The sequence below is a fragment of the Mycobacterium sp. genome, assembly GCF_965230835.1.
Taxonomy (GTDB): Bacteria; Actinomycetota; Actinomycetes; order Mycobacteriales; family Mycobacteriaceae; genus Mycobacterium.
Genome location: NZ_CBDDLW010000002.1, coordinates 2,978,735 through 3,004,180 on the forward strand (window position 1 = coordinate 2,978,735; position 25,446 = coordinate 3,004,180).

Consider the following 25,446-nt stretch of genomic DNA (forward strand, 5'->3'; position numbering starts at 1 on the left):
GGACGTACAGCCAGTGGCCCTGCCCCTTCCGGTTGGCAGGAACAGCTGACTGCTGCGGCAAGGGTGTTCTGCACGCGGAGCAAGCCTGACGCGTGCTGGCAGTTCTACGGGGCGCTCCGGCGCCACTCTTTCTCGGGCATCATCGGTAAGGCGTGGGTTCGTTGTGAATGGAGGTTCGGGTGCTTTTCACCGGCAACGTGCGTGTTGCCCGTATGAAAGGATTGATCCGAGCTTGAGCGCATCGCTGCCGGTCGGCACGATGACGGTGCTGCTGGCTGTCATCGAGAGATACACGGGGTTACCTCAGCTAAGCCAAGCCACGACAATGGCGGCCGCGATCGCGCACTTACATAGCACTATGGCCGACATTGCTGCGACCCATGGCGGGGTACGACTGATTGGGCGCTACGACAGCAGAAGCTTCGTTGCGGTTTTTTCGCGTCTCGGCGATGCTGCCGCATGCGCGTTGGATCTGCGGCAGGGCCCGCTGCAGTCGCTGCAGCTGCGCATAAGTCTTCACACCGATGAGATCAGCTCAGCGCGCGAAACCAACCTCTATGAGCCAGCGGTTGTCCAGAGCGTGCGTCCGTATAAGCTCGCCCGCGACCGCAAGACCGTCTCGTCGATCAGGGCAACCGATCTCGCCGCTGAACGGCTGCCGGTCGACGGCTGGCTACGCGATGTCGGCGTCCGTACCTTGTGCGATACCGGTGGCGCTGCACGGATTACGGAATTGCGCCCCGGTTCCCCTTCCGGCGAGGAGCCTACGGCCTTAGCGAGCGCCATTGGCCCAGATCACCGTTGGTTGCCGCTGACGAGATTTATCGGTCGCGATACGGAGATTCATCGGGTACGCGAACTGTTGACCGAGAACCGGATGGTGACCCTGACTGGCCTGGCTGGTATCGGCAAGACGCGTTTGGCAGTTGAAGTCGCGACCGCAGCCGAATTCCGTGACGGTTGGTGCGTTGTCGATCTGGCGCCGATCACCGAGTCGGCAAGCGTGCCGGCCAGCCTGGCGCGGGCCATGGCTCTGCCGCAGCAGACCGATCACTCAATAAACGAGAGCCTTCGGACGTTTATCGGAAACCGCCGCATGCTCATCGTGCTGGACAGCTGCGAGCGTCACGCAACTGCGTGCGCCGCCTTAGTGACTGAATTACTAGCCGCCTGCCCGCAGTTGACTTTTCTCGCGACGAGCCTCCAGCCGATAGGGGTGGCAGGTGAACGGACGTGCAGAGTACCTCCGATGGTGCCGGTGTGCGAGGCAGCTGAACTATTCCTAGACCGTGCCCGCCTGACCCAGCCTGATTTGCGGATCAACGTCGACAGCGCGGCGCATGGCGTTGTGACCGAGATTTGCCAGCGATTGGACGGCATACCCTTGGCGATCGAGTTGGCGGCAGCACGAGTGTCCTCGTTGTCGCTACGCGAGATCGCCGATTGTCTTGCAGACCGGTTCGGGCTGCTGACCCGCGGTACCCGTACCGCCGCGCCGCGTCAGCAGACGTTGCGCGCATCCATGGATTGGTCCTACGCCCTGCTGGCTGGCGAGGAGCGGGTCCTGTTTTGCCGACTGTCGGTGTTCGTCGGCGGATTCGATCTCGCAGCGGCGCAGGCTGTAACTGGTCACGATGATCCCGACGAGCCTCATCGTATTGTGGATCAACTGTCGCTACTGGTGGACAAATCGCTGGTGGAGGCCGAGAACAGCCAGGGCCGTATGCGTTACCGGATGTTGGAAACGGTGCGTCAATACGCTCTCGAAAAGCTCAGTGAGGTTGACGCCCCCGAGCTCCGCGCCCGACATCGAGCTCACTACGCGGATTTGGTTGCCTTGCTGGACTCTCCCGCACACGAGGACCGGCAATGGTTGGTAGAACAGGCCAAAGCCGAGATCGACAACGTGAGAGCCGCAATTGCATGGAGCCGCGAGCGCGGAGATGTCGCTGAGGCCCTGCAACTAGTCTGCTCGCTGCGCCCCGTTTGGTTCGGATACGCGCCGCAGGAGGGGATGGGCTGGCTCGACTCGATTCTCGACGCCGAGAATGTGGATCGTCTCGCTGTGCCAGAACACGTTTGGGCGCGCGCAGTCGTTGACCAGAAAATGCTCAAACTACTGCTGGCCATCGACCCCGTGGGTACTTCCGCTACCGAAGCGCAAGGCCAACAGGCCTTGGCGCTAGCCCGTGCCGCGGGTGATCCCGTGGCAGTGGTTCGTGCGCTCATTGTCTGTGGATGCGGCATGGGCTGCAAATCCGAGGCCGCGCAACCCTACTTCGCCGAGGCGGCCGACCTCGCGAATGCGATCGACGATCCCCAGATAAGGTGCGACCTTCTCCTTTGGCACGGGGTCCGAACCGTTTTCTCCGGTGAGCCTGGTGCGCTAACAACAGCCGCCAAGGAATGCCGGGAACTTGCTGAAGCTATCAACCACGCGTTTGTTGTGCGTCAGTGCGACTGGTGGCTGGGCTTGGCGCAGTTGTGGCAGGGCAATTTGGCCGACGCGGTCACCCGATTCCGCCAGGTCGCCGCCGAGGCCGAGGCAGCCAACGATGCTGTCACACTGGTTCTTGCTCTTTATAGCGAAGCGCAGGTACTGGTCTATCGCGGTGCCAGCCAAGCGGGCGTCCCCGCGGCCGCCGCGCTTGAGGCTGCAGCTCCGTTGGGCCCGCTTTATTCAAGTATTGCCTACACCGCGCTCACGTACGTGGCGCTGGCCAACGGTGATGTCAAGGCAGCTGTCCAGGCTAGCAATTCGACTAAGCAGAGCCGCGGTCCCCAGCAAGAGGTCGCGACGGTCCATCACGGTCTCGCAGCCGAGCTGGCGCTGGCGCAAGGTGATGTGATAAGTGCGCAGCGCCACGCCGACAACGCCGTTGTCGGAGCCAACGGCTGGCACCTGACGGTGGCCTTAACAACACGCGCCCGGGTGGCAAAAGCTCGCAACAAGACACAGCAGGCCCGTAAGGATGCCTATGCGGCGCTGGCCGCTAGTGCCGAAGCCAGCATCTACTGTGGCATGCCGGATACCCTGGAAATACTGGCGGAGCTGGCCGGAACCGACCGCGCCGCGGCCTGCTTGTTTGGGGCCGCCGACGCGCTGCGACAGCGCACCGGACAGTTGCGCGCCAAGTTGTGGGAAGCCGACTACAACGCTTCGGTAGCTGCGTTTCGCAAAAGCATGGGTGGCGGGGAGTTTGATTCTGCGTGGGCAGTCGGTGCCGACTGGTCCACCGATGAGGCGATTAGCTACGCCCAGCGCGGTCGTGGGATGCGGAAACGGCCCACCACCGGGTGGTCATCGCTCACTCCAACGGAGCAACATATCGTGGAGCTCGTTTGCGAAGGGTTGACCAACAAAGACATCGCGTCGCGACTTTTCGTCTCGCCGCGCACCGTGCAAGCTCACCTAACCAACATCTACGCAAAACTCGGTCTGAGCTCTCGGGTCCAACTCGTGCAAGAAGCCGCGCACCACGCTTGACCGAAGAACGCCAGGAGCTCGGCTGCCCGGGAAACATCGGTGGCCCTTCGCAGGGCAGTACTTTCGCGTCCAAAAAACGTTGCTGTGCGCAAAGTTTCGACCACCGTGCAATCACGTTGCTGGCGAGGCGTTTTAGGGCGAGATCGTGGTGGTCGTCGAAAAAGACACTCAGGCACGACCCCCATGTGTTCGCGGTCATGGTGATGCTAGACATGGCTATATGGCGGCTACGGCAACCGGTCTTTGTGACTTCATCGACGCGTCCCCATCCCCGTTCCACGTCTGCCAGACGGTGGCTCGTCGGCTGCTTGATGCTGGATATACCGAGCTGAGCGAGGCCAGCCAATGGCCAGACCGGCCGGGCCGCTTCTTCACCGTTCGGGCCGGCTCGCTGGTGGCTTGGAACACTGGGCATGGCAGCCGAACTGCCAACGCCCAAAACGGGTTCCGAATCGTCGGAGCCCACACCGACAGTCCCAACCTGCGGGTCAAGCAGCACCCAGACCGACTAGTGGCCGGATGGCACGTAGTGGCGCTGGAACCGTACGGGGGAGCCTGGCTGAACTCCTGGTTGGATCGTGATCTGGGCATCAGTGGGCGCCTGTCGGTGCGGTCGGAGCGTGCGAACACCGGGGTCGCTCATCGGCTGGTCCGGATAGATGATCCGATCCTGCGTGTGCCGCAACTGGCCATCCACCTAGCTGAGAATCGCAATTCCGTCACGCTGGATCCGCAGCGCCACGTCAACGCGGTATGGGGCGCCGGAAGTTCATCGGATGGCGCGGACGCCTTCGTCGACTATGTGGCGCGGCACGTAGGTGTAGCAGAGGTCGATGTGCTGGCCGCCGATCTCATGACGCATGATCTCACCCCGGCGGCGGTGATCGGTGCCGATGCGAGCCTGCTCAGCGCGCCCCGATTGGACAACCAGGCTAGTTGCTACGCCGGGATGGAAGCATTACTGGCTAGCGAGCCGGGAGGCTTCGTGCCCGTGCTGGTGCTTTTCGATCATGAGGAAGTTGGCTCAAACTCAGACCACGGCGCCCAGTCGAACCTGTTGAGCACCGTTCTGGAACGCATTGTCTTGGCTGCTGGAGGCACCCGTGAAGACTTTCTGCGGCGGTTGCCCGGCTCGATGTTGGCTTCGGCCGACATGGCGCACGCCACCCACCCCAACTATCCCGACCGCCACGAGCCGAGCCATCTGATCGAAGTCAACGCGGGACCGGTGTTAAAAGTGCACCCCAATCTGCGGTATGCCACCGATGGACGAACCGCCGCGGCGTTCGCCCTGGCCTGTCAGCAGGCCGGGGTCGAGTTGCAGCGTTACGAGCACCGGGCCGATCTGCCGTGTGGCTCGACGATCGGACCATTGGTGTCTGCCGGGACCGGAATTCCGACGGTTGATGTCGGTGCGGCTCAGCTCGCGATGCACTCGGCCCGCGAACTGATGGGCAGTCACGACGTTGCGGCTTTCTCCGCGGCCTTGCACGCTTTTCTTGCCGCGGAGCCGGTGAAGTAGGTCGTTCTGCGTAACGTCACCAGTCGCGGCCAAGCGGAGGTGGCCTGGGACTCTACACTGGGTCCGTGACGTCCGGGCTCACCCATGTGATTGACACCGTCGAACATGCCGCCAACACCGGTGACCAACCCCAACCGTACGGTGAACTGGGCCTTAAGGAAGACGAGTACCAGCGGATTCGCGAGATTCTCGGTCGTAGGCCCACAGACACCGAGTTGGCGATGTACTCGGTGATGTGGAGCGAACACTGCTCATATAAGTCCTCCAAGGTTCATCTGCGCTACTTCGGTGAAACCACCACCGACGAAATGCGCGCCGGGATTCTCGCCGGTATCGGCGAAAATGCGGGTGTTGTCGATATCGGCGATGGCTGGGCCGTCACGTTCAAGGTCGAGTCGCACAACCATCCGTCCTATGTCGAGCCGTACCAGGGTGCGGCTACTGGCGTCGGCGGCATTGTTCGCGACATCATGGCGATGGGCGCGCGGCCGGTCGCAGTGATGGATCAGCTTCGGTTCGGCGCCGCCGACGCCCCCGATACCCGCCGCGTGCTTGACGGGGTGGTGCGCGGTATCGGTGGATACGGCAACTCGCTCGGCTTGCCCAACATCGGCGGTGAGACCGTCTTCGACCCGTGCTACTCGGGCAACCCGTTGGTCAACGCGTTGTGCGTCGGCGTATTACGCCAGGAAGATCTACATTTGGCCTTCGCCTCCGGCGCTGGCAATAAGATCATTCTGTTCGGAGCGCGCACCGGGCTGGACGGCATCGGTGGAGTGTCGGTGCTGGCCTCCGACACTTTTGACGGCGACGTCGCGGGGCCTGGATCGGCGAAACCATCCCGCAAAAAGCTTCCCTCAGTTCAGGTGGGCGATCCCTTCATGGAGAAGGTGCTCATCGAATGCTGTCTCGAGCTCTACGCGCAGGGCCTGGTGATCGGTATCCAGGATCTTGGCGGGGCCGGATTGTCTTGTGCTACCTCGGAGCTCGCATCGGCTGGAGACGGCGGGATGGCGATCCAGCTTGACACCGTGCCGTTGCGCACCCCAGAGATGACACCCACGGAAGTGCTCTGTAGCGAGTCGCAGGAACGCATGTGCGCGGTGGTTGCGCCCGAAAACGTGGATGCGTTTATGTCGGTGTGCCGCAAGTGGGAGGTGCTGGCCACGGTGATCGGGGAGGTCACTGACGGCGACCGGCTGCGAATAACCTGGCACGGCGAGACGGTGGTGGATGTGCCACCACGCACGGTGGCCCACGAAGGCCCGGTCTACGAGCGTCCAGTATCTCGCCCCGAATCGCAGCAGTCCTTGAACGCTGACCGCTCGGTCGGGCTGCCCCGGCCGGTCACCGGTGATGAACTGCGCGCGACCCTGCTTGCGTTGCTGGGCAGCCCACATCTGTGCAGCCGTGCGTTCGTCACGGAGCAGTACGACCGCTATGTGCGCGGCAACACCGTGCTGGCTGAGCATGCAGACGGTGGCGTATTGCGCATCGACGAGTCCACCGGCCGCGGAATCGCGTTGTCAACTGATGCCTCGGGACGTTACACCCTGCTCGATCCCTATGCCGGTGCTCAGCTCGCCCTGGCCGAGGCGTTTCGCAACGTCGCTGTCACCGGCGCCACTCCGGTCGCGGTAACCAACTGTCTCAACTTCGGTTCGCCCGAAGACCCCGGGGTTATGTGGCAGTTTTCGCAGGCGGTGCGTGGCCTGGCTGATGGCTGTGTGGCCCTAGGGATTCCGGTCACTGGCGGCAATGTGAGTTTCTACAACCAAACGGGTTCGTCGGCTATTCACCCCACACCGGTGGTGGGGGTACTTGGAGTGCTCGACGACGTGACCCGGCGCATTCCGACCGCGTTGGGTCGAGAACCGGGCGAAACCCTGCTTCTCCTAGGGGAAACGCGTGACGAGTTCGACGGCTCTATCTGGGCCGAAGTGACTGCCAACCACCTGGGTGGATTGCCACCGGTCGTCGACTTCGCTCGCGAGAAGCTCATCGCCGATGTGTTGAGCTCGGCATCACGGGACGGGTTGCTGTCTGCGGCGCACGACCTATCCGAAGGGGGTCTGGCTCAGGCTTTGGTCGAGGCAGCGCTGGCAGGACAAACAGGTTGCCGCATCGTGCTCCCAGAGGAATTTCAGTCAGGCACAGGGCCATTCACGTTCCTCTTTTCGGAGTCGGCGGGCCGGGTTCTGGTCGCCGCACCTCGTAGCGAGGAAAGTCGTTTTCGTTCCATGTGCGAGGCACGGGGATTGCCGGTCGTTCGCATCGGTGCTGTTGATCAGGGGTCCGACGCACTAGAGTTCCAAGGCCTTTTCACCGTGTCCCTGGCGACGTTACGCGCGACGTCGAAGGACGTGTTGCCGCGACTATTCGGCTGACTAGCCGCACTGATTGCCAATCCTGATGCGCAATAGAACTTTTCGTCAGATCACAGCTCTCGGGCTAGGCGCCGCGCTGGTTGGCTGGAGCGTTGTCGGTCCGCGACTGTCGCCGGTACGGCGAGTACCGGTGCAGGCGGGTATGGGCGGACTGCTGGTTTTGCTGACCCGCGCGCCGTTGGGATTGGTTCCGCCGCGCCTGTTCAGAGGCCTGCGGTTGGGGTCAATGGCCGGTGCCGCGGCCACCGCCGCGATTGCAGCGACGACTCCGGTTCCCGCGGTGCGGTTGTCGATGTCCACCCGCGAGCTGCCGGCGTCGGTGTCGAGCTGGCTGGCTTTGCGGATACCGCTGGGCACAGTGTGGGCTGAGGAGACCGCTTTTCGAGCGGCGCTGGCAACGGTGGGCACGGCGGCTTTCGGTCATACCGGTGGGCGGTTGCTGCAGGCCGGTGCTTTTGGCTTGTCTCATATCGCGGATGCCCGCGCGGCAGGCGAACCGGCGGCGGCCACCGTGCTGGCTACGGGTGTCGCCGGCTGGCTCTTCGGTTGGCTCGCCGACCGGTCTGGCAGCCTGGCGGCGCCACTCATAGCGCACCTCGCCATCAACGAAGCCGGGGCAGTCGCCGCGGTGATTGTGCAACGTCGGTGCGGCTATCAGGGCGGGTAGTTTTCCCGGCTCGGCTATAATTGACGAGGATCTACGTCCAATCGATCACTCGACCGAGGGGGTTGGCACCGCAGGTGCACAGACTCAGGGCCGCGGAACATCCGCGGCCGGATTACGTTCTTTTGCATATCAGTGACACACATCTCATCGGCGGGGAAGACCCACTGTACGGTGCGGTAGACGCCGATGGCAGATTGTGCGAGCTGCTCGACCAGTTGAAAAGCTCTGAGATGCGGCCGGATGCGATCGTATTCACCGGTGACCTCGCCGATGCCGGCGAGGCTGATGCCTACCGTAAGTTGCGCAGCCTGGTTGAGCCTTTTGCCGCCGAACTTGGTGCCGAACTGATTTGGGTGATGGGCAATCACGACAATCGGGCCGCTATGCGTAGATTCTTGCTGGATGAGGCGCCTTCGATGGCACCGCTAGACCGTGTATGCACAATCGACGGGCTTCGCATCATCACCTTGGATACCTCGGTGCCGGGACATCACTACGGGGAAATCACCAGGTCGCAATTGGAGTGGCTTGCCGCGGAGTTAAAGAACTCAGCGCCGCACGGCACTATTTTGGCGCTACATCATCCGCCAATTCCTAGTGTTTTAGACCTGGCCGTCACGGTAGAACTGCGCGACCAGGCTTCGCTCGGCGAGGTGCTTAGAGATAGCGATGTCCGCGCAATTTTGGCTGGGCACCTCCATTACTCGACGAGTGCGACGTTCGTTGGAATTCCGGTGTCGGTGGCATCAGCAACCTGCTACACGCAAGATCTCACCGTTGCCGCCGGAGGAACCCGCGGCAGAGACGAAGCCCAGGGTTGCAACCTGGTACATGTCTACGAAGACACCGTTGTGCATTCGGTGATTCCGCGGGGAACCGGAAAAACCGTCGGCACCTTTGTCTCGCCTGGACAGGCGAAACGAGAAATTATCGAAAGCGGCATGTTCATCGAGCCTTCTCTGCGGGATTCATTGTTTGCGCATCCGCCGTTGGTTCTGACCCCGACAGCACCGAAAAATCAGGCCGACTGACGTCTGCGGCAACCTTCTCCCAAGGTGCCGGTATGGGGAAGTAACGCTCCAGGAAACTGGTGACCTGATCGGATCGTTGCTGAGCCGAGACTTCGGGAAAACTGCCGTCGTTGAGGCAGAAGAAGTCGTATCCGCGTTGTCTCCGCAGCTCGGGAAGTAACCTGAGGCCCGCATGGCTGGTGGTGTCCACGTAGAGGACTTTGGCTTTCTCTTGCTGCACGGCACGGCCGGTCATCAGCGCGTAGTAGTGATACAACGAGTTCGTCACAGAAATGTCAGTTCCAGAGCGAAACGCACTGGCCTGGGTGCGGGCGAATTCCTCCGGAAACTCCTGCTCCATCTCGATCAGCACGCTTTTTCGTAGCGGCACGGCGGCGTGCTCGAGATGGCGCGTGATGACCTGGCCGAACCGGTCGAACAGTAGTTGCCGGTTCACTCGCGCGGCATTCTCAAAGCCGCTGCGCGTCGGATCGTTGGTTCCAAGACCGATCCGGGTTTTGGCCTCGATGAATCTGGTGACGCCGCCCGGAGAGAAGAACATGCTGGCGTCGAGCGGCCGGCCAAAGAACATGTCGTCGTTGGAATAAAGGAAATGCTCACTTAGCCCTGGAATATGGTGAAGCTGACTCTCAACGGCATGCGAATTGTAGGTCGGCAATGCGGCCTTGTTCGAAAAGTGCTGTTCGGCGGGGACGATTGTGATCTTGGGATGCTCGGCCAGCCACTGCGGTGGTGCGGAATCGGTCGCGATGAAGATACGGCGTATCCACGGAGCGAACATGTTTACTGATCTCAGTGCGTATTTTAATTCGTTGATCTGCCGAATCCGTGCTTCGGCGTCGTCGCCTTCACCCACCACGTGCTGCGCCATTCGCGCCGCGCGCCGGGCCCGAAACTCGGGATCGCTGCCGTCGACCCAAGAGAACACTAGATCGATATCAAAAGTGACGTCGCTTGAGTGCGGAGTAAACATGCCATCGAAGGTTTGCCATTTATAGCCATAGAGGTTGACAGTCTCCGGTGTAACTTCGTCAAGCAGCAGGGTTTTGCGGGTAAGAGAGTTTTCCACTGGGCAGCGGATCACGGCTTCCTCGAATACCCAGAATTGGAGTTCCACGCCGAATTCCGGCCCGTAACGAAATCCTCCGGGCGCGATCCGACGGCGGTAAAGTCGCAGAATACGCGGATCGACCAGCTTCGACAGGTGTCCGTTGGCGACCAAAACGGGACTAATTCCACGCTCATCAATCGTTTTGGCGTACATCGGTTCTGCGACGCACGCAGCCGCAAGAGCACGTTCGACTGCTGGACGTAGTTCGATATTGATGCCAAGCACGGGCCGGCTCTTGTGGTTGCGGATCAGCAGAAAAGGAATGTCAGCTTTGTCGAGTACCTTCCGCAGAAAGATCAGATCCTCGATCTGCGCCTCGTGTGGGGTCAGGCTTGATTCCAGACGCGCAATCTTGCCGCTTCGGGTAGCGATGATGGGCTGCACAGGTCGTTGGGCGGGCCGAACGCCGCCGCGCGAAGAGAATTTGGGCATCGAAACACCGCCTTAGTAAATGTGGGTATTGCGATCGAGAATGTCACAACTGGGACGTTGGCGCAGGGCGGAGACGGTCGGCGACAAGGATTCACATGAAGTTGTGCGGTAGGTCGACAACTGGTTGCGCGACAAAATATTTGACGGCGACTAACCCGGTGGCGCAAACCTGTTCTCGCGACGCTGGCCAAATTCTGTCGCCGTGCCGCTTGCGGCCAACCAGTTCACCTGGGTGTCGATCGCCAACCGGCGAGCAGCTGAGCTGTCCATGCCTTGGCGGGTGTGCAGCGTCCGATGGGTATATCTAGCGAACACAGTTGCGCTAGATAGAGTTTCGCTGCCGGTGTAGACCGAGGCTAGCGCGTCGGCGCATATGGCATCGGTGCCGGTGGGTAGCGGTCGGCTAGGGCCGCGGCCGCCGAAGCCGCCCCACCCCAACAGAATCCAAATATCTTATGGGTTGATGGTGTAGTCGCCGATTTGGCGGCCCCACACGTAGTCGACGAACAGCGGTGAAGCGATTTCGACGTGGTTGTATGGCGCCATGCTGGCGCCGACGTCCATGACGAGAAACGGCGCGGGCCATAAGTTGCGAGTGATCGGTTGCCAGCAGCCTGGTCGGCCGCCGGGTCCCCCAGTAGCGTTGACCCGCGGGAGATTCTCCGGATAGATATACGGGTTGGGTGCACCGGTGATGCTGCCGCCACCATGTACCCCCAGCGAGTAGCCACTGTCACCGCCGAGCGCAGCGTGGATGCGCGGCCCGACATCGTGGAAGTTTCGGATAGTGCAGAAGATCTCGGGACTGTATTTATCGAGTAGCTGGCTGCTGGGCACCAGGTCGGCGGCCCCCCGCGCCAAGTACGGTCCGCTCCGCCCGAGCACGGCAGCCCCGGTGTTGCCCAAGCCGGCTGCCGCCAGCAACGTCGCATCCAATTCGCCGCGCTGCCGGTTTATGGTGCGTGCCGTGGTCGCCGCGCGGTCAAGAGCGTCCCACAGGTCTGGCGAGGCGTCGGTGTAGGTGTCGGCCAAGTCCGCCACGTGCTCAATGTCGCGGCGGAGCTGCGGCATCTGGGGGTTCACATCGTCGAGGATCGTGGTGCCATTGATCAACGCGATACCGAACTTGTCGCCCAGGCCGGTCAATGCCCTGGTGGCTGCACTGAGCGTCAGATTGAGCTTGACCGGATCGACCTTGTCGGCGATCGCGGTCAGCGTTTCAAACAGAGTGTTGAATTCGGTGGTGACCGAAGTTGCATCGATAGGTGTAGCCGGCGTGACGCGTTGGGTGGTCGGATTACCCGGCGACGCCAACGACACGTACTTGTTGCCGAACACCGTCGTCGCCTTGATCGTTGCTGCCACATTAGCTGGAAGCGTCGCCACGTACTTAGGATCGACGTCCAGCAGTAGTTTGGCCGCGGGTACGCCGTCATGGGTGACTTCCGAAATGCTCGACACCCGGCCGATCTGTACGCCGTTGTAGGTGACCTTGGCGCCTGGATCTGTCACCAGACCGGCCCGGGGAGCGATCATCGTCAACGTGGTCTTGGGGATGAAATCGCCGCGGAACTGCGAGTACACCAAAAAACCGACCAGCCCGATGACCATCAGCGCCCCCAGGCCGATGGTCCTGTACGGTGGCCGCCCCCGCGGATCCATGATTCTGACACTCTAGGGTATGGCCGTACGCGACAGCGCCGATCCGGCAAGGCTTCGCCACATTGTGCTGGCCATTGCGGACTGGCTACGAGATGAGACATGCCCGGCGCCGGACCGGGCGACGCTGGGGACAGCGGTTCGACTCACAGCACGCGCCCTCGCGGGGCGAGCTCCGGGCGCCAGCGTGGAGGTTCGCGTTCCCCCGTTTGTGGCAGTGCAGTGTGTGTCGGGGCCCCGGCACACACGGGGTGCGCCACCCAACGTCGTGGAGACCGATCCGCGCACCTGGCTGCTGCTCGCGACCGGGCTGTTGGCCTTGGCGGACGCGAACGCCAGCGGGGTCCTCGACCTGCACGGCGCGCGTGCCGGTGAGATTGAACTCTGGCTGCCGCTGATCGGGCTCAGCTGACTGCGGCGGACCGATCTGCGTGTATGCGAGTAAGCGGGCGCTTCTGGCCAGTCAACACGCCAGGTTGATTCGGCGGCGGGGCTGCCGTGGTCGTAGACTGCGTAGGCGTCACCAAAACTGCGCCCCAGGGAGCCGTCGAATCGTGACCGTTGAGCAACCCGAGCAGGATCTGAGTTCCCCCCGTGAAGAGTGCGGTGTATTCGGGGTGTGGGCTCCCGGTGAGCAAGTCGCCAAGCTCACCTACTACGGCTTGTACGCACTGCAGCACCGCGGCCAGGAAGCCGCGGGGATCGCGGTGGCAGATGGCTCCCAGGTACTGGTCTTCAAAGACCTCGGCCTGGTCAGCCAGGTGTTTGACGAGCAGACCCTGGCCGCGATGGAGGGCCATGTCGCCATTGGGCACTGTCGTTACTCCACCACCGGCGACACCACGTGGGAAAACGCGCAGCCGGTGTTTCGCAACACCGCGGCAGGTACGGGGGTTGCTTTGGGGCATAACGGGAATCTTGTCAATGCGGCGGCCCTTGCCGCGCGTGCCCGCGACGCCGGGCTGATCGGCACGCGCTGCCCGGCCCCCGCCACAACCGACTCCGACATCCTGGGTGCGCTGCTGGCCCACGGTGCGGCGGACTCCACCTTGGAACAGGCGGCGTTGGAACTACTACCGACCGTGCGCGGAGCGTTCTGCCTGACTTTCATGGATGAAAACACGCTCTACGCGTGCCGCGACCCGTATGGGGTTCGGCCGCTGTCGCTTGGACGGCTGGACCGTGGCTGGGTGGTTGCATCCGAAACGGCCGCGCTCGACATTGTCGGCGCCTCATTCGTCCGCGACATCGAACCGGGCGAACTGTTGGCGATCGACGCCGACGGTGTGCGGTCTACCCGCTTCGCCAACCCCACGCTCAAGGGATGCGTTTTCGAATACGTCTATTTGGCGCGGCCTGACAGCACGCTCGCCGGGAGGTCGGTGCACGCCGCCCGGCTGGAGATCGGTCGCCGGTTGGCTCGCGAATGCCCAGTTGATGCCGACCTGGTGATCGGGGTGCCGGAATCGGGTACCCCTGCGGCGGTGGGATACGCGCAAGAGGCCGGGATCCCGTATGGCCAGGGACTGATGAAGAACGCTTACGTCGGGCGCACATTCATCCAGCCCTCTCAAACCATTCGCCAGCTCGGCATCCGGCTGAAGCTGAACCCGCTCAAAGAGGTGATCCGCGGCAAGCGACTTATCGTCGTAGACGATTCGATTGTGCGAGGGAACACGCAGCGCGCGTTGCTACGCATGTTGCGCGAGGCCGGTGCCATCGAAGTGCACGTGCGTATCGCCTCACCGCCGGTGAAGTGGCCCTGTTTCTACGGCATCGACTTCCCATCGCCGGCTGAGCTGATCGCCAACGCAGTCGAAGATCAGGGGGAGATGCTCGAGGCCGTACGGCACGGTATCGGCGCCGACACGTTGGGCTACATCTCGCTGCGCGGTATGGTCGCGGCCTCCGATCAGCCAGCCTCACGGTTGTGCACCGCCTGCTTCAACGGCGTGTATCCCATCGAGCTGCCCGGCGAGACGGCCCTAGGCAAGAATGTCATCGAGCAGATGCTCACCAAGGCGGCGCGCGGAGCCGCGCTTGGTGACCTCAGTGCTGATCCAATGGCTGCCGAGGGCAGCGTTACGCTGCCACAGCCATAATCGGGGCACTTCGCGGCGTGAGCCAATACCGCTGGTGAATGCCGCCCGGTAGCCTTTATCGCGATGACCGATCCCGGAGCAAGGCCCCGATCACACGTTGGCAGCCGCGGCATCACCTACGCGTCGGCGGGGGTGGACATTGAAGCCGGTGACCGTGCTGTTGAACTATTCAAGCCACTGGCCTCGAAGGCCACCAGACCTGAGGTCCGTAGCAAGCTAGGCGGGTTTGCCGGACTGTTCGAGCTTCGTGGTGATTACCGTGAACCGTTGTTGGCGGCATCCAGCGACGGGGTGGGCACCAAGCTGGCTGTTGCCCAGGCGATGGACAAGCACGACACGGTCGGACTTGACTTGGTTGCGATGGTCGTTGACGACCTGGTCGTGTGTGGCGCGGAGCCGCTGTTCCTACTGGACTACATCGCGTTGGGCCGCATCGTCCCAGAGCGGCTCAGCGCGATCGTCGCCGGGATAGCCGAGGGGTGCAAGATTGCGGGTTGTGCGTTGCTGGGCGGTGAGACAGCCGAACACCCAGGTCTGATCGAACCGGATCACTATGACATTTCTGCCACCGGTGTGGGAGTGGTCGAGGCTGACGATGTGCTGGGGCCAGATCGGGTCAAACCCGGCGATGTCATCATCGCGTTGGGCTCGTCCGGGCTGCACTCGAATGGGTATTCGCTGGCGCGCGCGGTGCTGCTGGACATCGATCGGATGAACCTGGCTGGTTATGTGGAGGAGTTTGGCCGCACGTTGGGCGAAGAACTGCTGGAGCCCACTCGCATTTACGCCAAAGATTGCCTGGCACTAGCTGCTGAAACTCGCGTACGTACGTTCTGCCACGTCACCGGTGGGGGGCTGGCAGGAAACCTGCAACGTGTGATCCCGCATGGCTTGGTAGCGGAGGTCGACCGCAGTACCTGGACGCCGGCACCGGTGTTCGCCATGATTGCGCAGCGCGGCCGTGTCGCACGTGCCGAGATGGAAAAGACGTTCAATATGGGTGTGGGCATGATCGCCATCGTTGCTCCCGAAGACACCGACCGTGCCTTGGCGATACTGACCGCGCGACACTTGACCTGCTGGGTCTTGGGAACGGTGGGTAAGGGCGGCAAGCAGCGCCCGAGGGCCAAACTGGTCGGGCAACATCCCAGGTTCTAAAACAGAGGTAACGCTCTTCCCTGAAGACCTGGGCTACCCGCCCAGTGCGCATACACTGCGAAAAATTGTCCGCATATTCGCAGTGAGTTCACCCGAGACGAGGTGCCCGCTCAGCGGCGCCAGTCGTCTGCGTCATTCCAAGAGTCACCGGCCAACGGTCGGTCGTCGCCGTCCAGTTGGTCGGATTCATTTTTCCCCGTACCCGACAGCTCGCGCTGAAGCCGCTGGAAGTCGGTCTCCGGGGAGCTGTATTTCAGTTCTCGAGCAACCTTGGTCTGCTTAGCTTTAGCCCGGCCCCGGCCCATGGGGGAACCCCCTCGCGCAATAACGGAGCGGCCCAACAAGTAGGCGGCTCCGATCTCTTGGTGTCATTGTCCTGTTGATAGTTTACCGTGCCGCATGGCTTACTGCCGGCGCGCCCTGCCCGCCGTGGTGGACAGCATCATGGGTTTGTCAGTCGTCTTCGGGCGGCCGGGCTCGTAACCGTTCTACCGCTAGCCGCCCAGCGCCCACCTCGTCGGCGGGCGGCAAAGACTCCGCATCGATCGTTGCCGCGACCTCGGCTTGTGGGCCTGTTGCAAGGTCGGTGTCGGCCGGTACCCCCCGCTTGACCAAGGCCAGCGCCACCGTCCCAAGATCGACGTGCTCGATCACTGTTCCGAGTCGTCCCACAGCACGACTGCCGGCCAGCACCGCGTCGCCTGGGGATGGCCGCTGCACCGAGCTGTCGAGGTGCAGCAGCACCATTGCTCGGGGTGGCCTGCCCAGGTTGTGCACCCGCGCGACGGTTTCTTGGCCCCGGTAGCAGCCTTTATCCAGGTGCACCGCACCTGCGCCGGGACCACCGATCCAACCCACTTCGTGGGGAATGGTGCGTTCGTCGGTGTCGACGCCGAGCCGTGGTCGCAGAGCCGCCACCCGGTGGGCTTCGTAGGCCCACACACCAGCTGGCCGAACCCCCGCTTCGGTGAGACGGTGGTGCCACTGGGCCGAATCGCGACGAGGTATCACCATGTCGACTTCGACCTGGCCGGCGGCAGCGCCGGGCATCCGACGCACAAAGCCACCGCCGTCGAGCGGCACTGCGGTCAGCTCGGCCGGCAAGGTATCCAGGCGCAGCGCATCGAGAACCGGCTGGTCGGCTAGCCGCGGCCCCAGCAGCGAGAACACCGCCATGTCGGCGGTGTCGGGTACCACATCCGACCAGAACACCATCTTGCGCAGATACGCCAGGAGCGGCTCGCCGCGCCAGGGCTCGGTATCGAGGCAGGTGGTACCGCGGAGCTCGGTTTGTATCCAGTGATCTTCGACACGGCCCTGCCCGTCGAGGCTGAGATTCTGCGTGCTGGCGCCGTCGGGTAGTTCACTGACGTGCTGCGTCGAGATGCTGTGTAGCCAGGTCTGCCGGTCGCCGCCGGTTAGCGTGAGTACGGCCCGGTGCGAACGGTCCACCATGACGGCGTCGGTTTCTGCCGCCCGCTGCTCACCCAAGGGATCACCGTAATGCCAGACTGCGCCCTTGTCGGGTCCGGCATCTGGGGCGGGGACAGCAGACACAGATCAACTCTACGGACCGCGCGACCCGCTGCGCCGGGCGCAGCCCCGCTTGCGTTCACAACTAGGCTCCTGGGGCATGGCTGATCCGACAGGTGTAGTTGTCACCCTGGACGGTCAGATCCTCGAGCCGGGGGCACCCCTGCTATCCGCCGATGATCTGGCCGCAGTCCGCGGCGACGGGGTCTTTGAGACGCTTCTCCTGCGCGACGGCAGGGCGTGTCTCGTCGAGCCGCACCTGCAGCGGCTAACCCAGTCGGCCAAGTTGATGGATCTGCCCGAGCCGGATCTGAGCAGCTGGCGGAACGCGATTGAGCTGGCGGCGCAGCGTTGGGCGAAGGGTACTGGAGCCGACGGCGCGCTGCGATTGATCTATAGCCGAGGTCGGGAGAACGGTTCGGCGCCGACGGCCTATGCGATGGTCAACCCCGTCCCCGATCGGGTCGCTGAGGTTCGTCGTAAAGGCGTATCGGCCATCACACTGGATCGCGGGCTACCAGCGAACGGCGCCGACTCAATGCCCTGGCTGCTGGCCGGTGCCAAGACACTGTCGTACGCGGTCAACATGGCCGTCTTGCGTCACGCGGCTCGGCAGGGCGCCGGCGATGTGATCTTCGTCAGCTCGGACGGCTACGTCCTCGAAGGCCCGCGGTCGACGGTCGTCATAGCCCGCGGCACCGAGGGCGAAGACGCCGGCAACGTGTGCCTGCTGACGCCACCGCCGTGGTATCCAATCCTGCGCGGCACCACCCAGCAGGCGCTCTTCGAAATCGCACGGGCAAAGGGCTACGACTGTGACTACCGATCGTTGCGAGTCGCCGATCTCGTTGAGGCACAAGGCGTCTGGCTAGTATCGAGCATGACTTTGGCTGCCCGCGTACACACTTTGGACGGTCAGCACCTACCGGGTTCGCCGATCGCCGCTGCCTTCGCCGAGCTTGTTGACGCCGCTATCGTCAGCGACCGGTAAGCCCGCTAATTCTGTTGTGGCAAAGCCTGAGCGGGGGTACGGTCAGCCGTACACAGGAGAGGAGGTGGTCCGCGAAATTGATAGCTTCATGGACATGTGAGGTGGCTGCGCGCTAGCTGCTGTGGCCCGGAAGAGCTAGCGGCCAACACGCGCTGGCTAATTCCCCGCAGTCACCCGGCCCTCGAGCTTCCGGTCTGTCCAACCGGGAAGCCGCTCGGGGGCCGCTCCATGTCGGGGGGCTGCGGGTAGATCCGCCGCTATCCGGCGAACCGCGACAGTCGCGCTGATAGATGTGGCACCAGCCCGCCGTCAGCATCCACCCGCTCCTCGACGTAGGCGAGATCGCCGCCCTCGACGATTCCGTAGAGGCGTTTGGCCCCGCCGACGAGTACCCCCGACTTGCTCCGGGCTAGCGCGTCGGTGACTAATTCCCACGAGGACGCGTTGCGCGGCTGCCCATAAAACAATTCGACATAGCCGGCCGAATGCGCCAGTAACAACTCGATCGCCTGGGATTCGGTAGGGTCGTCCGGATCGCTGATGAAACGCCAGAAGCCTGTCTCGCGCAGGCTTGGCTCCTGATAGCTGCCGTCGTCGTTGAGCCGCCAGGACCTCGCTTCCCAATTGAGATAGTCGCCGCCGTTGTGTGAAACCACAATCTGCTGGCCGAACCGGTAGTCGCTATCGGGTCCGCGGCCTTCGCCTTCGCCGCGCCACACACCCACCAGGGGCAGCAACGCCAGCAGGGTGTCGTTCAGGTTGGCGCCTTCGCGCAGGTTGGCGGTGTCGGCGGGCAGCGGTAGGTCGTCGAAGGCGGGGATGTTGCGGGCCGAGGTCGCTTTGGCGCGCTGCGCAGCGGCCGCGACCGCGCGGTCACCGGAGCTTGCCGGGTCGTCAGATCTCTGGTCTGGGGTCACGATTCGTCGGTGATGAGCCGGTACAGCGCGTACAGCGTGAACCAGGAGATGACCACGACCGCCACAACCAGCATGATCTCGAAGAACAGCACCACGTGGACGAGTGTATGCGCCTTTACTCGTCAGTGGCGGCTACAGAGACAGCTTGTCGGGGGCTGTCAGCTGATCTTGACGTCGACCTCGTGGATGCCCGCGCCCGACGGAGACACCACGGCGTCGCCGTTGCCGGCTCTTGATAACGCACGCAGCGTCCAGGAGCCCGGCGCGGCGAAGAACCGGAAGTCGCCGGTGGCCGACGCGACGACTTCTGCGGTGAACTCGTCAGACGAGTCCAACAAACGCACGAACGCCCCGCCCACAACGTGCCCGTCGGCGTCGACCACACGACCGGTGATCACCGTTTCCTTTTCTAAGTCGACGCTGGCAGGCAACGTCAGGCCTTGCTTCGGTGCTGTGCACATATCAGCTTCCCAACTCGATCGGGGCGCCCACCAGGGAGCCGTATTCGGTCCAACTGCCGTCGTAGTTTTTAACGTTTTGATGTCCGAGCAATTCGCGAAGCACGAACCAGGTGTGTGAAGACCGTTCCCCGATTCGGCAGTACGCAATCGTCTCCTTGGCGCCGTCTAGACCCGCGTCGGCATACAGCTTGGCCAACTCCTCATCGGACTTGAAGGTGCCGTCTTCATTGGCGGCCTTGCTCCAAGGAACGTTGATCGCACTCGGGATATGCCCGGGTCGCTGGCTCTGCTCCTGCGGTAGGTGCGCCGGTGCCAAGATTTTGCCGGAGAATTCATCCGGTGAGCGCACATCGACCAAGTTCGCGACGTTGATAGCGGCGACAACCTCGTCGCGGAACGCCCGGATCGTGTTGTCTGGTGGCGCCGCGCTGTATGAGGTCGCTGGCCTGCTTACCGTGTCGCTGGACAGCGAGCGGCCGTCGAGTTCCCACTTCTTACGGCCGCCGTCGAGCAGCTTGACCTGGTCGTGGCCGTACAGCTTGAAGTACCAGTACGCATAAGCGGCGAACCAGTTGTTGTTTCCGCCGTAGAGGATCACGGTGTCTTCGTTGGAGATGCCGCGGTCGCTCAGCAGTTTGGAGAATTGCTGAGCGTCGACGAAGTCGCGCTTGATCGGATCCTGCAGATCGGTGCGCCAGTCCAGTTTCACCGCGCCGGGGATGTGATCATCGTCATATGCGCTGGTGTCTTCGTCCACTTCGACGAAGACGATGTTGTCGGCGGTGAGATTGCGCTCAGCCCAGTCGGCCGAGACTAGGACGTCGGAGCGTGCCATAGTGAGGATCCTTTCGATGTCGTCTGACGAATGTGGTGTGCAACAAGAAGAAGCCAACCAACTGGGCGAACTTCGGCAGCGCTGCCGGTTCCTGCTCTTGGACCTGTCCCAGCTTGGGCGCCACGAACGTCGCGAACACCAAGTCGCAAGGATGCCTGCGCGGTCCACTGAGGGCTTCTATTATCGCGAATATCGCGAAGACGAGGGCTTGCGAGCCCAGAATAGCGGCGGCTGGCGGATTTCAGGCGGCAACGCCCGCCGAAATCCGCGCCATCGCGTGCTGCGGGGGAGTTACTGCGTGACACCATTACTCCTAGGTAAGCCTGTTGCGCGGACACACGGCGAGACACACCACGGCAGAGCTCCGAAGCTGTTTCGAGCACTTCGCGGAATTACGCGGCTGCTCAGCAGCTACAGCAACAGCTACAACCCGCGGTACGGCACAGATCAACTGCGCGGCGCTTAGTGAGCATGGGCTCGATGCGGGCTGCCACGCCGGATAGCTTACCGAATGGGGCGGTGATCAAGCCAACAGCGGCTTCAGCGCGGACCGCAGCTCGACCGGACGGGGAATCCTAGAGCTTCGGTAACGTTGCCGCCCCTGCCTATCGAAGATCAACGTCGTTGGCAGCGACAGCACCGAAAATCGGCGCGCGGCCTGCGGATTGGCGTCCAGGTCGATCTCCACGTGGGCCACGTTGCCCAGGTCGCCGCACACCTGATGGACCACGTGACGCACTCGGTCGCAGGGGCGGCACCAGGGTGCGCTGAAATGGACGACAGTCGGTCCGCTTCCGGAAAGGCCCAGGTCCACGAGGTCGAGATGGTCAGGGTGGGTACTTGGCGCTGGCTGCGACCCACTGCTGTGGACACGATTTGAACGGCGGATGAGCAACCAACCGGCAATAGTTGCCACGGCGCCCGCGGCTAGCATCGCGACGAGCGCTGTCGTCATGACTGTTTGAAGCCGTCCAGAGAGATCGTCACCTCGTTGGTAATGCCCTCGATGATGACATCCGAACCGCGTGCTCCCAGGCTGGTCGGCAACACTCCGAACGGAAGTACTTGGTCATGGAGTACGCCGCTGAAGGCATGCAGCACCGCTTCGCGCTTTTCTTCGGGCACATGTTGGTTCGCGGTGTTGGGTCCAGTCAAAATGCCGGTTGGGGTGACCACCATTGTGGCTGGGTCGTTGTCGGCGATGGACAAGTCCACTGAGACGCTGACCCGGCGAGTGAAGCCAGTCGATTCCGGTGTGCCGCTGAAGACGAGCCCGTGGTAGCCGGATATGCCTGATTCGGTGGTGCCGCCGGTGGCGTCGTTGGTTTCCGCAGGCGGGGCGTCAACCATCAGGTCGCTGATCCCCAGGTAGCGGCCAAGGTGCATCGAGTCGATGATGATGCGGCTCTCCAATTTGCCAACCGGGAGTTTCGCGTGGGGCCTGATCAGCCAGGACGCGTAGGTCAGGTCGATGGAATGCATGGTTGCTTCGAGGGTGGCCTTGCTCACAACCGCGTGATCGACGGCGTGGGCCTTGATTTCCAACTCGGCGTAGTGGTCGCGGAGCGCTTGCGGGATGAACGGAAATCCCAGGATCGCGACGAAGGGATCCGACCCCAGATTCGCCGCCTTCCGGACGTTGGCGGAGAGGCGGTATTCGGCGTAGATGCTGGTACCGAAGTCGACGCCGATGGTACCGACGGCGATGACGGCGACAGTGAGCGCGACCGCGGCCGAACCGATCAGCACCTTGCGCATCCGCATATTGTGACTGAGGCGGCATCGGGCCGAGTTGCAGCCACCGCATTGCATGCTGTCCGGACCGCGACCAAACCATGCCTGAACCTGAACGCGCGCTAAAGATCAGGCGGCAAGTTATCGTTATGTGTGCTGGCCGCTATTGTCTCATAACGCGATGAACTTGGGATATGCCTTGCCCTACGACGCTGGAGGGGCTCGTTGGAGCTACTACTGCTGACCACGGAGCTGTACCCGGATCCGGTCCTGCCGTCGCTGTCGCTGCTGCCCCACACTGTACGCACGGCGCCGCCGGAGGCGTCCTCATTGCTTGAGGCGGGATCCGCGGACGCTGTTCTCGTCGACGCGCGGCACGACCTGTCGTCCGCGCGTGGTCTTTGTCGGCTGTTGACGACAGCTGGCCGTTCGGCGCCGGTCGTGGCGGTGGTCACTGAAGGCGGTCTGGTTGCGGTCAGCGCGGACTGGGGGCTAGACGAGATCCTGTTGCCCGATACCGGGCCCGCCGAGATCGACGCCCGGCTGCGCTTGGTGGTTGGGCGGCGGGGCGGGCTGGCTGACCAAGAGAGCTTGGGGAAGGTGAGTCTGGGCGAGTTGGTGATCGACGAGGGGACGTACACCGCTCGGCTGCGGGGGCGCCCACTTGACCTCACCTACAAAGAGTTCGAACTGCTCAAGTACCTGGCCCAGCATGCTGGCCGGGTATTCACCCGCGCGCAGCTGCTGCACGAAGTGTGGGGGTACGACTTTTTCGGGGGCACCCGGACAGTCGATGTGCACGTACGGCGACTGCGAGCCAAGCTCGGCGCTGAGCATGAAGCGTTGATTGGCACGGTGCGCAATGTCGGTTACAAGGCGGTTCGACCGGCGCGTGGTCGAACCTCGGCCGCTGAAGCCGAGCGGGAAGCCTCCGAGCCCGATCCCGAAGGCCTCCAAGACCCACTACCTGACCCGTTGCACAGTCAGTGACCTGGGCTGACTGGCGGTCGGTGCTGACCGGTGACGAACAACAGGGCGTACATGAACTCGTAACGGCGGCAACCAGATTCGATGGAGTCGCTCCCGTAGGCGAACAGGTGCTGCGGGAGCTTGGTCACGAACGTACCGAGCACCTCCTGGTCACTGGTTCGGTGCCGGGCACGGCGATCGTTGGATATCTCAATCTCAGCCTCCCGCGCGATGGAGAGGCGGCGATGGCCGAACTAGTGGTGCATCCGGAGGCCCGGCGACGCGGTGTTGGCGCCGCGCTGGCCAGCGCAGCGTTGTCCAAGACTGCCGGCAGTAACCAGTTCTGGGCGCATGGCACGCTGGAATCGGCGCGCGCGACAGCGTCCGCGCTGGGCCTGGTACCGGTTCGAGAACTGGTCCAGATGCACCGATCGCTGCGCGGTATCGGCGAGCCGGAGATCCCTGACGGGGTGCGAATCCGTACCTATGCTGGCGCATCCGATGATGCCGAACTGCTGCGGGTCAACAATGCCGCGTTCGCCGAACATCCCGAACAAGGCGGCTGGACGCCGGCCCAGTTGGTCGAGCGGCGCAGTGAACCGTGGTTCGACCCGGCGGGCCTTTTCCTTGCTTTCGATGATTCGGCAGGTGGGCAGAGCGACCGGCTGCTGGGTTTTCACTGGACGAAAGTGCATCCAGACCATGCCGCCTTGGGCGAGGTTTACGTCGTAGGCGTCGACCCGTCGGCGCAGGGGCGAGGTCTGGGGCAGCTGTTGACCGCAGTGGGTGTCGCTTCGCTGGCGCGGCGGCTCGCCGGCTCAGGGAAACCCGACAGCCTCAATTGTGCAGACGCGGCTGAACCCACCGTGATGCTGTACGTGGAGGCGGAGAATGTCGCGGCGGTTCGCACATACCAGCGGCAGGGCTTCACCAGCTTCAGCGTGGACACCGCCTACGCACGCCCTAGCGCCAGCTGACCGACCCGGGCTCGCGCGAGTCAAAATCAGCAAGCAACCCACCGCTAGTCATATGTGATTGCTGTCACTTCCTTGGGGTTGCGCCAACGGCAGCGCCGCGCCGCGGCTTGGCCGCCGCCGCATGACTTGTGCCACTCGCTAGCCAACAAACACGAGTCGCAGCCGAGCGCGGCTACTTGTCTTGACTATCGTCTACCGCAGTGACAAGCGCCGTTGGACTGGCGTTTTCCGTTCGCGGCGCATAATTTCCTTGTGACGTCGCAATCGCCCTGCGGGAGACCGCGCGCAGCGCCGGCAACCGTCGACAAAGCGTTCGGAAAGAGAGATTCGGTGAGGCTCGACAGGGTGGGTAGGTTAACCGCGATTGCGGCGACAGCGGCGATATGCGTTGGGGTTGCCACAGCCTGCGGCAGTGGTGGCATCAAGGGTGGCTCCTCTACGGCGATCGCTGGCGCGGCCGCTGGCCAGGCGGCATGTGCGGGCCGCAATGAGCTGAAAGCCGAGGGCTCGACCGCTCAAGAGGAAGCCGTCGCATTGTTCAACAAGGCATGGGCAACGCTGTGTCCGGGCAAGAAGGTGTCATACAGCGCGACCGGGTCGGGTGCTGGTCGCGAACAGTTCATCGCCGGTGATGTCGACTTCGCCGGATCGGACTCGCCGCTTGTCGCCGCTCAGATCAGCCCAGCGGCCAAACGCTGCGACGGAAACGCCGCCTGGGACCTGCCGATGGTGTTCGGGCCGATCGCATTGGTGTACAACCTGACCGACGTTGGTTCGCTGGTTGTTAATGCCGACACGCTGGCCAAGATTTTCAGCGGCGCGATCCAGACGTGGGACGACCCTATTCTGCGCAGTCTCAATCCTGATGTGTCCTTACCTGACACCAGGATTACGCCCATCCATCGCACAGATTCGTCGGGAACCAATGACAACTTTCAGCGGTACCTGACCGCCGCCGCGCCGCAGAGCTGGACCAAAGGCGTGGGTGGTGAGTTCCACGGCAACGTCGGCGATGGCGCTCCATTGTCGACGGGCGTGATCGAGGCGGTGCAGTCCACACCCGGTGCCATCGGCTATGTCGCGAAAGGCTTCGCTGATCGCGCCGGTGTTCCCTACTCGCGGATCAATACCGGCGCTGGTGTGGTTGCGCTTACCGAGGAAACGGCCCGCAACGCCGTTGAGGACGCTACGTTTGCGGCGAACGGCAATGACCTTGTGTTGGAGCTGGACCGAGTGTATGGCATCCATGAACCGGACGTTTACCCCTTGGTGCTGGCCAGCTATGAGATCGTGTGCTCGAAGGGATACGACCGGGACACCGCAGCGGCGATCAAGGCCTTCCTCATCACCGCGGCCAACGAAGGTCAAAACGGTCTTTCGGCGGCCGGCTACGTTCCGGTGCCGGATAAAGTCAAAGAGCGCCTGGTCACCGCTATCGACGCGATGGAGTAACAGAATGACCACCGATGTGAC

At 62.9% G+C, this 25,446-nt stretch carries 23 protein-coding genes; 12 read left to right on the forward strand and 11 right to left on the reverse strand.

Annotated elements, in window-relative coordinates; translation table 11 throughout:
- Positions 1–232 precede the first annotated feature (232 nt).
- The 5 genes from ACO07W_RS14160 (at position 233) to ACO07W_RS14180 (ending at position 9,094) form a co-directional block, all read left to right on the forward strand.
- Entirely contained in the window at positions 233–3,487 is a 3,255-nt protein-coding gene (locus tag ACO07W_RS14160) for a LuxR C-terminal-related transcriptional regulator (protein ID WP_421844095.1), read from the forward strand.
- Positions 3,488–3,707: 220 nt separating this feature from the next.
- The gene (locus ACO07W_RS14165; protein WP_421844097.1) at positions 3,708–5,009 is read left to right on the forward strand and encodes a M18 family aminopeptidase; all 1,302 of its coding nucleotides are present in this window, start codon (positions 3,708–3,710) and stop codon (positions 5,007–5,009) included.
- Between the two features lie 86 nt (positions 5,010–5,095).
- Positions 5,096–7,396, forward strand: coding sequence for a phosphoribosylformylglycinamidine synthase subunit PurL (gene purL, locus ACO07W_RS14170; RefSeq protein WP_421845993.1), 2,301 nt, complete (start codon positions 5,096–5,098; stop codon positions 7,394–7,396).
- A gap of 25 nt (positions 7,397–7,421) precedes the next feature.
- Positions 7,422–8,063: a CPBP family intramembrane glutamic endopeptidase gene (locus tag ACO07W_RS14175; protein WP_421845994.1), complete on the forward strand. Its 642-nt coding sequence runs from the start codon at positions 7,422–7,424 to the stop codon at positions 8,061–8,063.
- 74 nt (positions 8,064–8,137) lie between these two features.
- Positions 8,138–9,094 (forward strand): phosphodiesterase, encoded by a 957-nt coding sequence (locus ACO07W_RS14180; RefSeq protein WP_421844099.1) that lies wholly within the window; start codon positions 8,138–8,140, stop codon positions 9,092–9,094.
- On the opposite strand, the gene ACO07W_RS14185 is transcribed toward ACO07W_RS14180, so the two are convergent.
- Together ACO07W_RS14185 and ACO07W_RS14190 are read right to left on the reverse strand one after the other, a co-directional pair.
- Complete coding sequence (locus ACO07W_RS14185; RefSeq protein ID WP_421844101.1) at positions 9,009–10,637, reverse strand: stealth family protein; 1,629 nt, start codon at positions 10,635–10,637, stop codon at positions 9,009–9,011. The genes ACO07W_RS14180 and ACO07W_RS14185 overlap by 86 nt on opposite strands.
- A gap of 453 nt (positions 10,638–11,090) precedes the next feature.
- Complete coding sequence (locus tag ACO07W_RS14190) at positions 11,091–12,299, reverse strand: MCE family protein (RefSeq protein WP_421844103.1); 1,209 nt, start codon at positions 12,297–12,299, stop codon at positions 11,091–11,093.
- Positions 12,300–12,318: 19 nt separating this feature from the next.
- On the opposite strand from ACO07W_RS14190, the gene ACO07W_RS14195 reads away from it, so the two are divergent.
- The 3 genes from ACO07W_RS14195 to purM all read left to right on the forward strand — a co-directional run bounded on the left by ACO07W_RS14195 (position 12,319) and on the right by purM (position 15,556).
- Positions 12,319–12,708, forward strand: a complete 390-nt coding sequence (locus tag ACO07W_RS14195) for a sterol carrier family protein (protein ID WP_421844105.1) — start codon at positions 12,319–12,321, stop codon at positions 12,706–12,708.
- Between the two features lie 142 nt (positions 12,709–12,850).
- Positions 12,851–14,398, forward strand: a complete 1,548-nt coding sequence (gene purF, locus ACO07W_RS14200) for an amidophosphoribosyltransferase (protein WP_421844107.1) — start codon at positions 12,851–12,853, stop codon at positions 14,396–14,398.
- 63 nt (positions 14,399–14,461) lie between these two features.
- Positions 14,462–15,556, forward strand: coding sequence for a phosphoribosylformylglycinamidine cyclo-ligase (purM, locus tag ACO07W_RS14205; protein WP_421844109.1), 1,095 nt, complete (start codon positions 14,462–14,464; stop codon positions 15,554–15,556).
- A 110-nt stretch (positions 15,557–15,666) separates the two neighbouring features.
- Here purM and ACO07W_RS14210 read toward each other — a convergent pair whose 3' ends face one another.
- Entirely contained in the window at positions 15,667–15,861 is a 195-nt protein-coding gene (locus ACO07W_RS14210) for a DUF3073 domain-containing protein (protein WP_421844111.1), read from the reverse strand.
- Between the two features lie 148 nt (positions 15,862–16,009).
- The gene (locus ACO07W_RS14215; RefSeq protein ID WP_421844113.1) at positions 16,010–17,113 is read right to left on the reverse strand and encodes a YgfZ/GcvT domain-containing protein; all 1,104 of its coding nucleotides are present in this window, start codon (positions 17,111–17,113) and stop codon (positions 16,010–16,012) included.
- A gap of 76 nt (positions 17,114–17,189) precedes the next feature.
- Between ACO07W_RS14215 and ACO07W_RS14220 the strand changes: the two genes are divergently transcribed.
- Positions 17,190–18,080 (forward strand): aminodeoxychorismate lyase, encoded by an 891-nt coding sequence (locus ACO07W_RS14220; protein ID WP_421844115.1) that lies wholly within the window; start codon positions 17,190–17,192, stop codon positions 18,078–18,080.
- Between the two features lie 257 nt (positions 18,081–18,337).
- Here ACO07W_RS14220 and ACO07W_RS14225 read toward each other — a convergent pair whose 3' ends face one another.
- The 7 genes from ACO07W_RS14225 to lmeA all read right to left on the reverse strand — a co-directional run bounded on the left by ACO07W_RS14225 (position 18,338) and on the right by lmeA (position 22,057).
- On the reverse strand, positions 18,338–19,000 hold the full coding sequence (locus tag ACO07W_RS14225) for an FABP family protein (RefSeq protein ID WP_421845995.1): 663 nt from the start codon (positions 18,998–19,000) through the stop codon (positions 18,338–18,340).
- Between the two features lie 155 nt (positions 19,001–19,155).
- Complete coding sequence (locus ACO07W_RS14230; RefSeq protein ID WP_421844117.1) at positions 19,156–19,458, reverse strand: DUF1416 domain-containing protein; 303 nt, start codon at positions 19,456–19,458, stop codon at positions 19,156–19,158.
- Position 19,459: 1 nt separating this feature from the next.
- A complete protein-coding gene (locus ACO07W_RS14235) occupies positions 19,460–20,293 on the reverse strand; it encodes a sulfurtransferase (protein WP_421844119.1) in 834 nt (277 codons plus the stop codon).
- Complete coding sequence (locus ACO07W_RS14240) at positions 20,253–20,516, reverse strand: DUF4395 family protein (RefSeq protein WP_421845997.1); 264 nt, start codon at positions 20,514–20,516, stop codon at positions 20,253–20,255. Before ACO07W_RS14240 ends, ACO07W_RS14235 begins: the two co-directional genes overlap by 41 nt.
- A gap of 181 nt (positions 20,517–20,697) precedes the next feature.
- Positions 20,698–20,766 (reverse strand): Ms5788A family Cys-rich leader peptide, encoded by a 69-nt coding sequence (locus ACO07W_RS14245; protein ID WP_421845998.1) that lies wholly within the window; start codon positions 20,764–20,766, stop codon positions 20,698–20,700.
- A gap of 50 nt (positions 20,767–20,816) precedes the next feature.
- Positions 20,817–21,248, reverse strand: a complete 432-nt coding sequence (locus tag ACO07W_RS14250) for a thioredoxin family protein (RefSeq protein ID WP_421844121.1) — start codon at positions 21,246–21,248, stop codon at positions 20,817–20,819.
- Positions 21,245–22,057 (reverse strand): mannan chain length control protein LmeA, encoded by an 813-nt coding sequence (gene lmeA / locus ACO07W_RS14255; RefSeq protein WP_421844123.1) that lies wholly within the window; start codon positions 22,055–22,057, stop codon positions 21,245–21,247. The genes ACO07W_RS14250 and lmeA overlap by 4 nt, the downstream gene beginning before the upstream one ends.
- Positions 22,058–22,252: 195 nt before the next feature.
- Between lmeA and ACO07W_RS14260 the strand changes: the two genes are divergently transcribed.
- From ACO07W_RS14260 to pstS, 3 genes are all read left to right on the forward strand, one after another.
- The gene (locus ACO07W_RS14260) at positions 22,253–23,017 is read left to right on the forward strand and encodes a winged helix-turn-helix transcriptional regulator (protein WP_421844125.1); all 765 of its coding nucleotides are present in this window, start codon (positions 22,253–22,255) and stop codon (positions 23,015–23,017) included.
- A complete protein-coding gene (mshD, locus tag ACO07W_RS14265) occupies positions 23,014–23,973 on the forward strand; it encodes a mycothiol synthase (protein ID WP_421844127.1) in 960 nt (319 codons plus the stop codon). Before ACO07W_RS14260 ends, mshD begins: the two co-directional genes overlap by 4 nt.
- 330 nt (positions 23,974–24,303) lie before the next feature.
- Positions 24,304–25,425 (forward strand): phosphate ABC transporter substrate-binding protein PstS, encoded by a 1,122-nt coding sequence (gene pstS / locus ACO07W_RS14270; protein WP_421844129.1) that lies wholly within the window; start codon positions 24,304–24,306, stop codon positions 25,423–25,425.
- Positions 25,426–25,446: the final 21 nt, after the last annotated feature.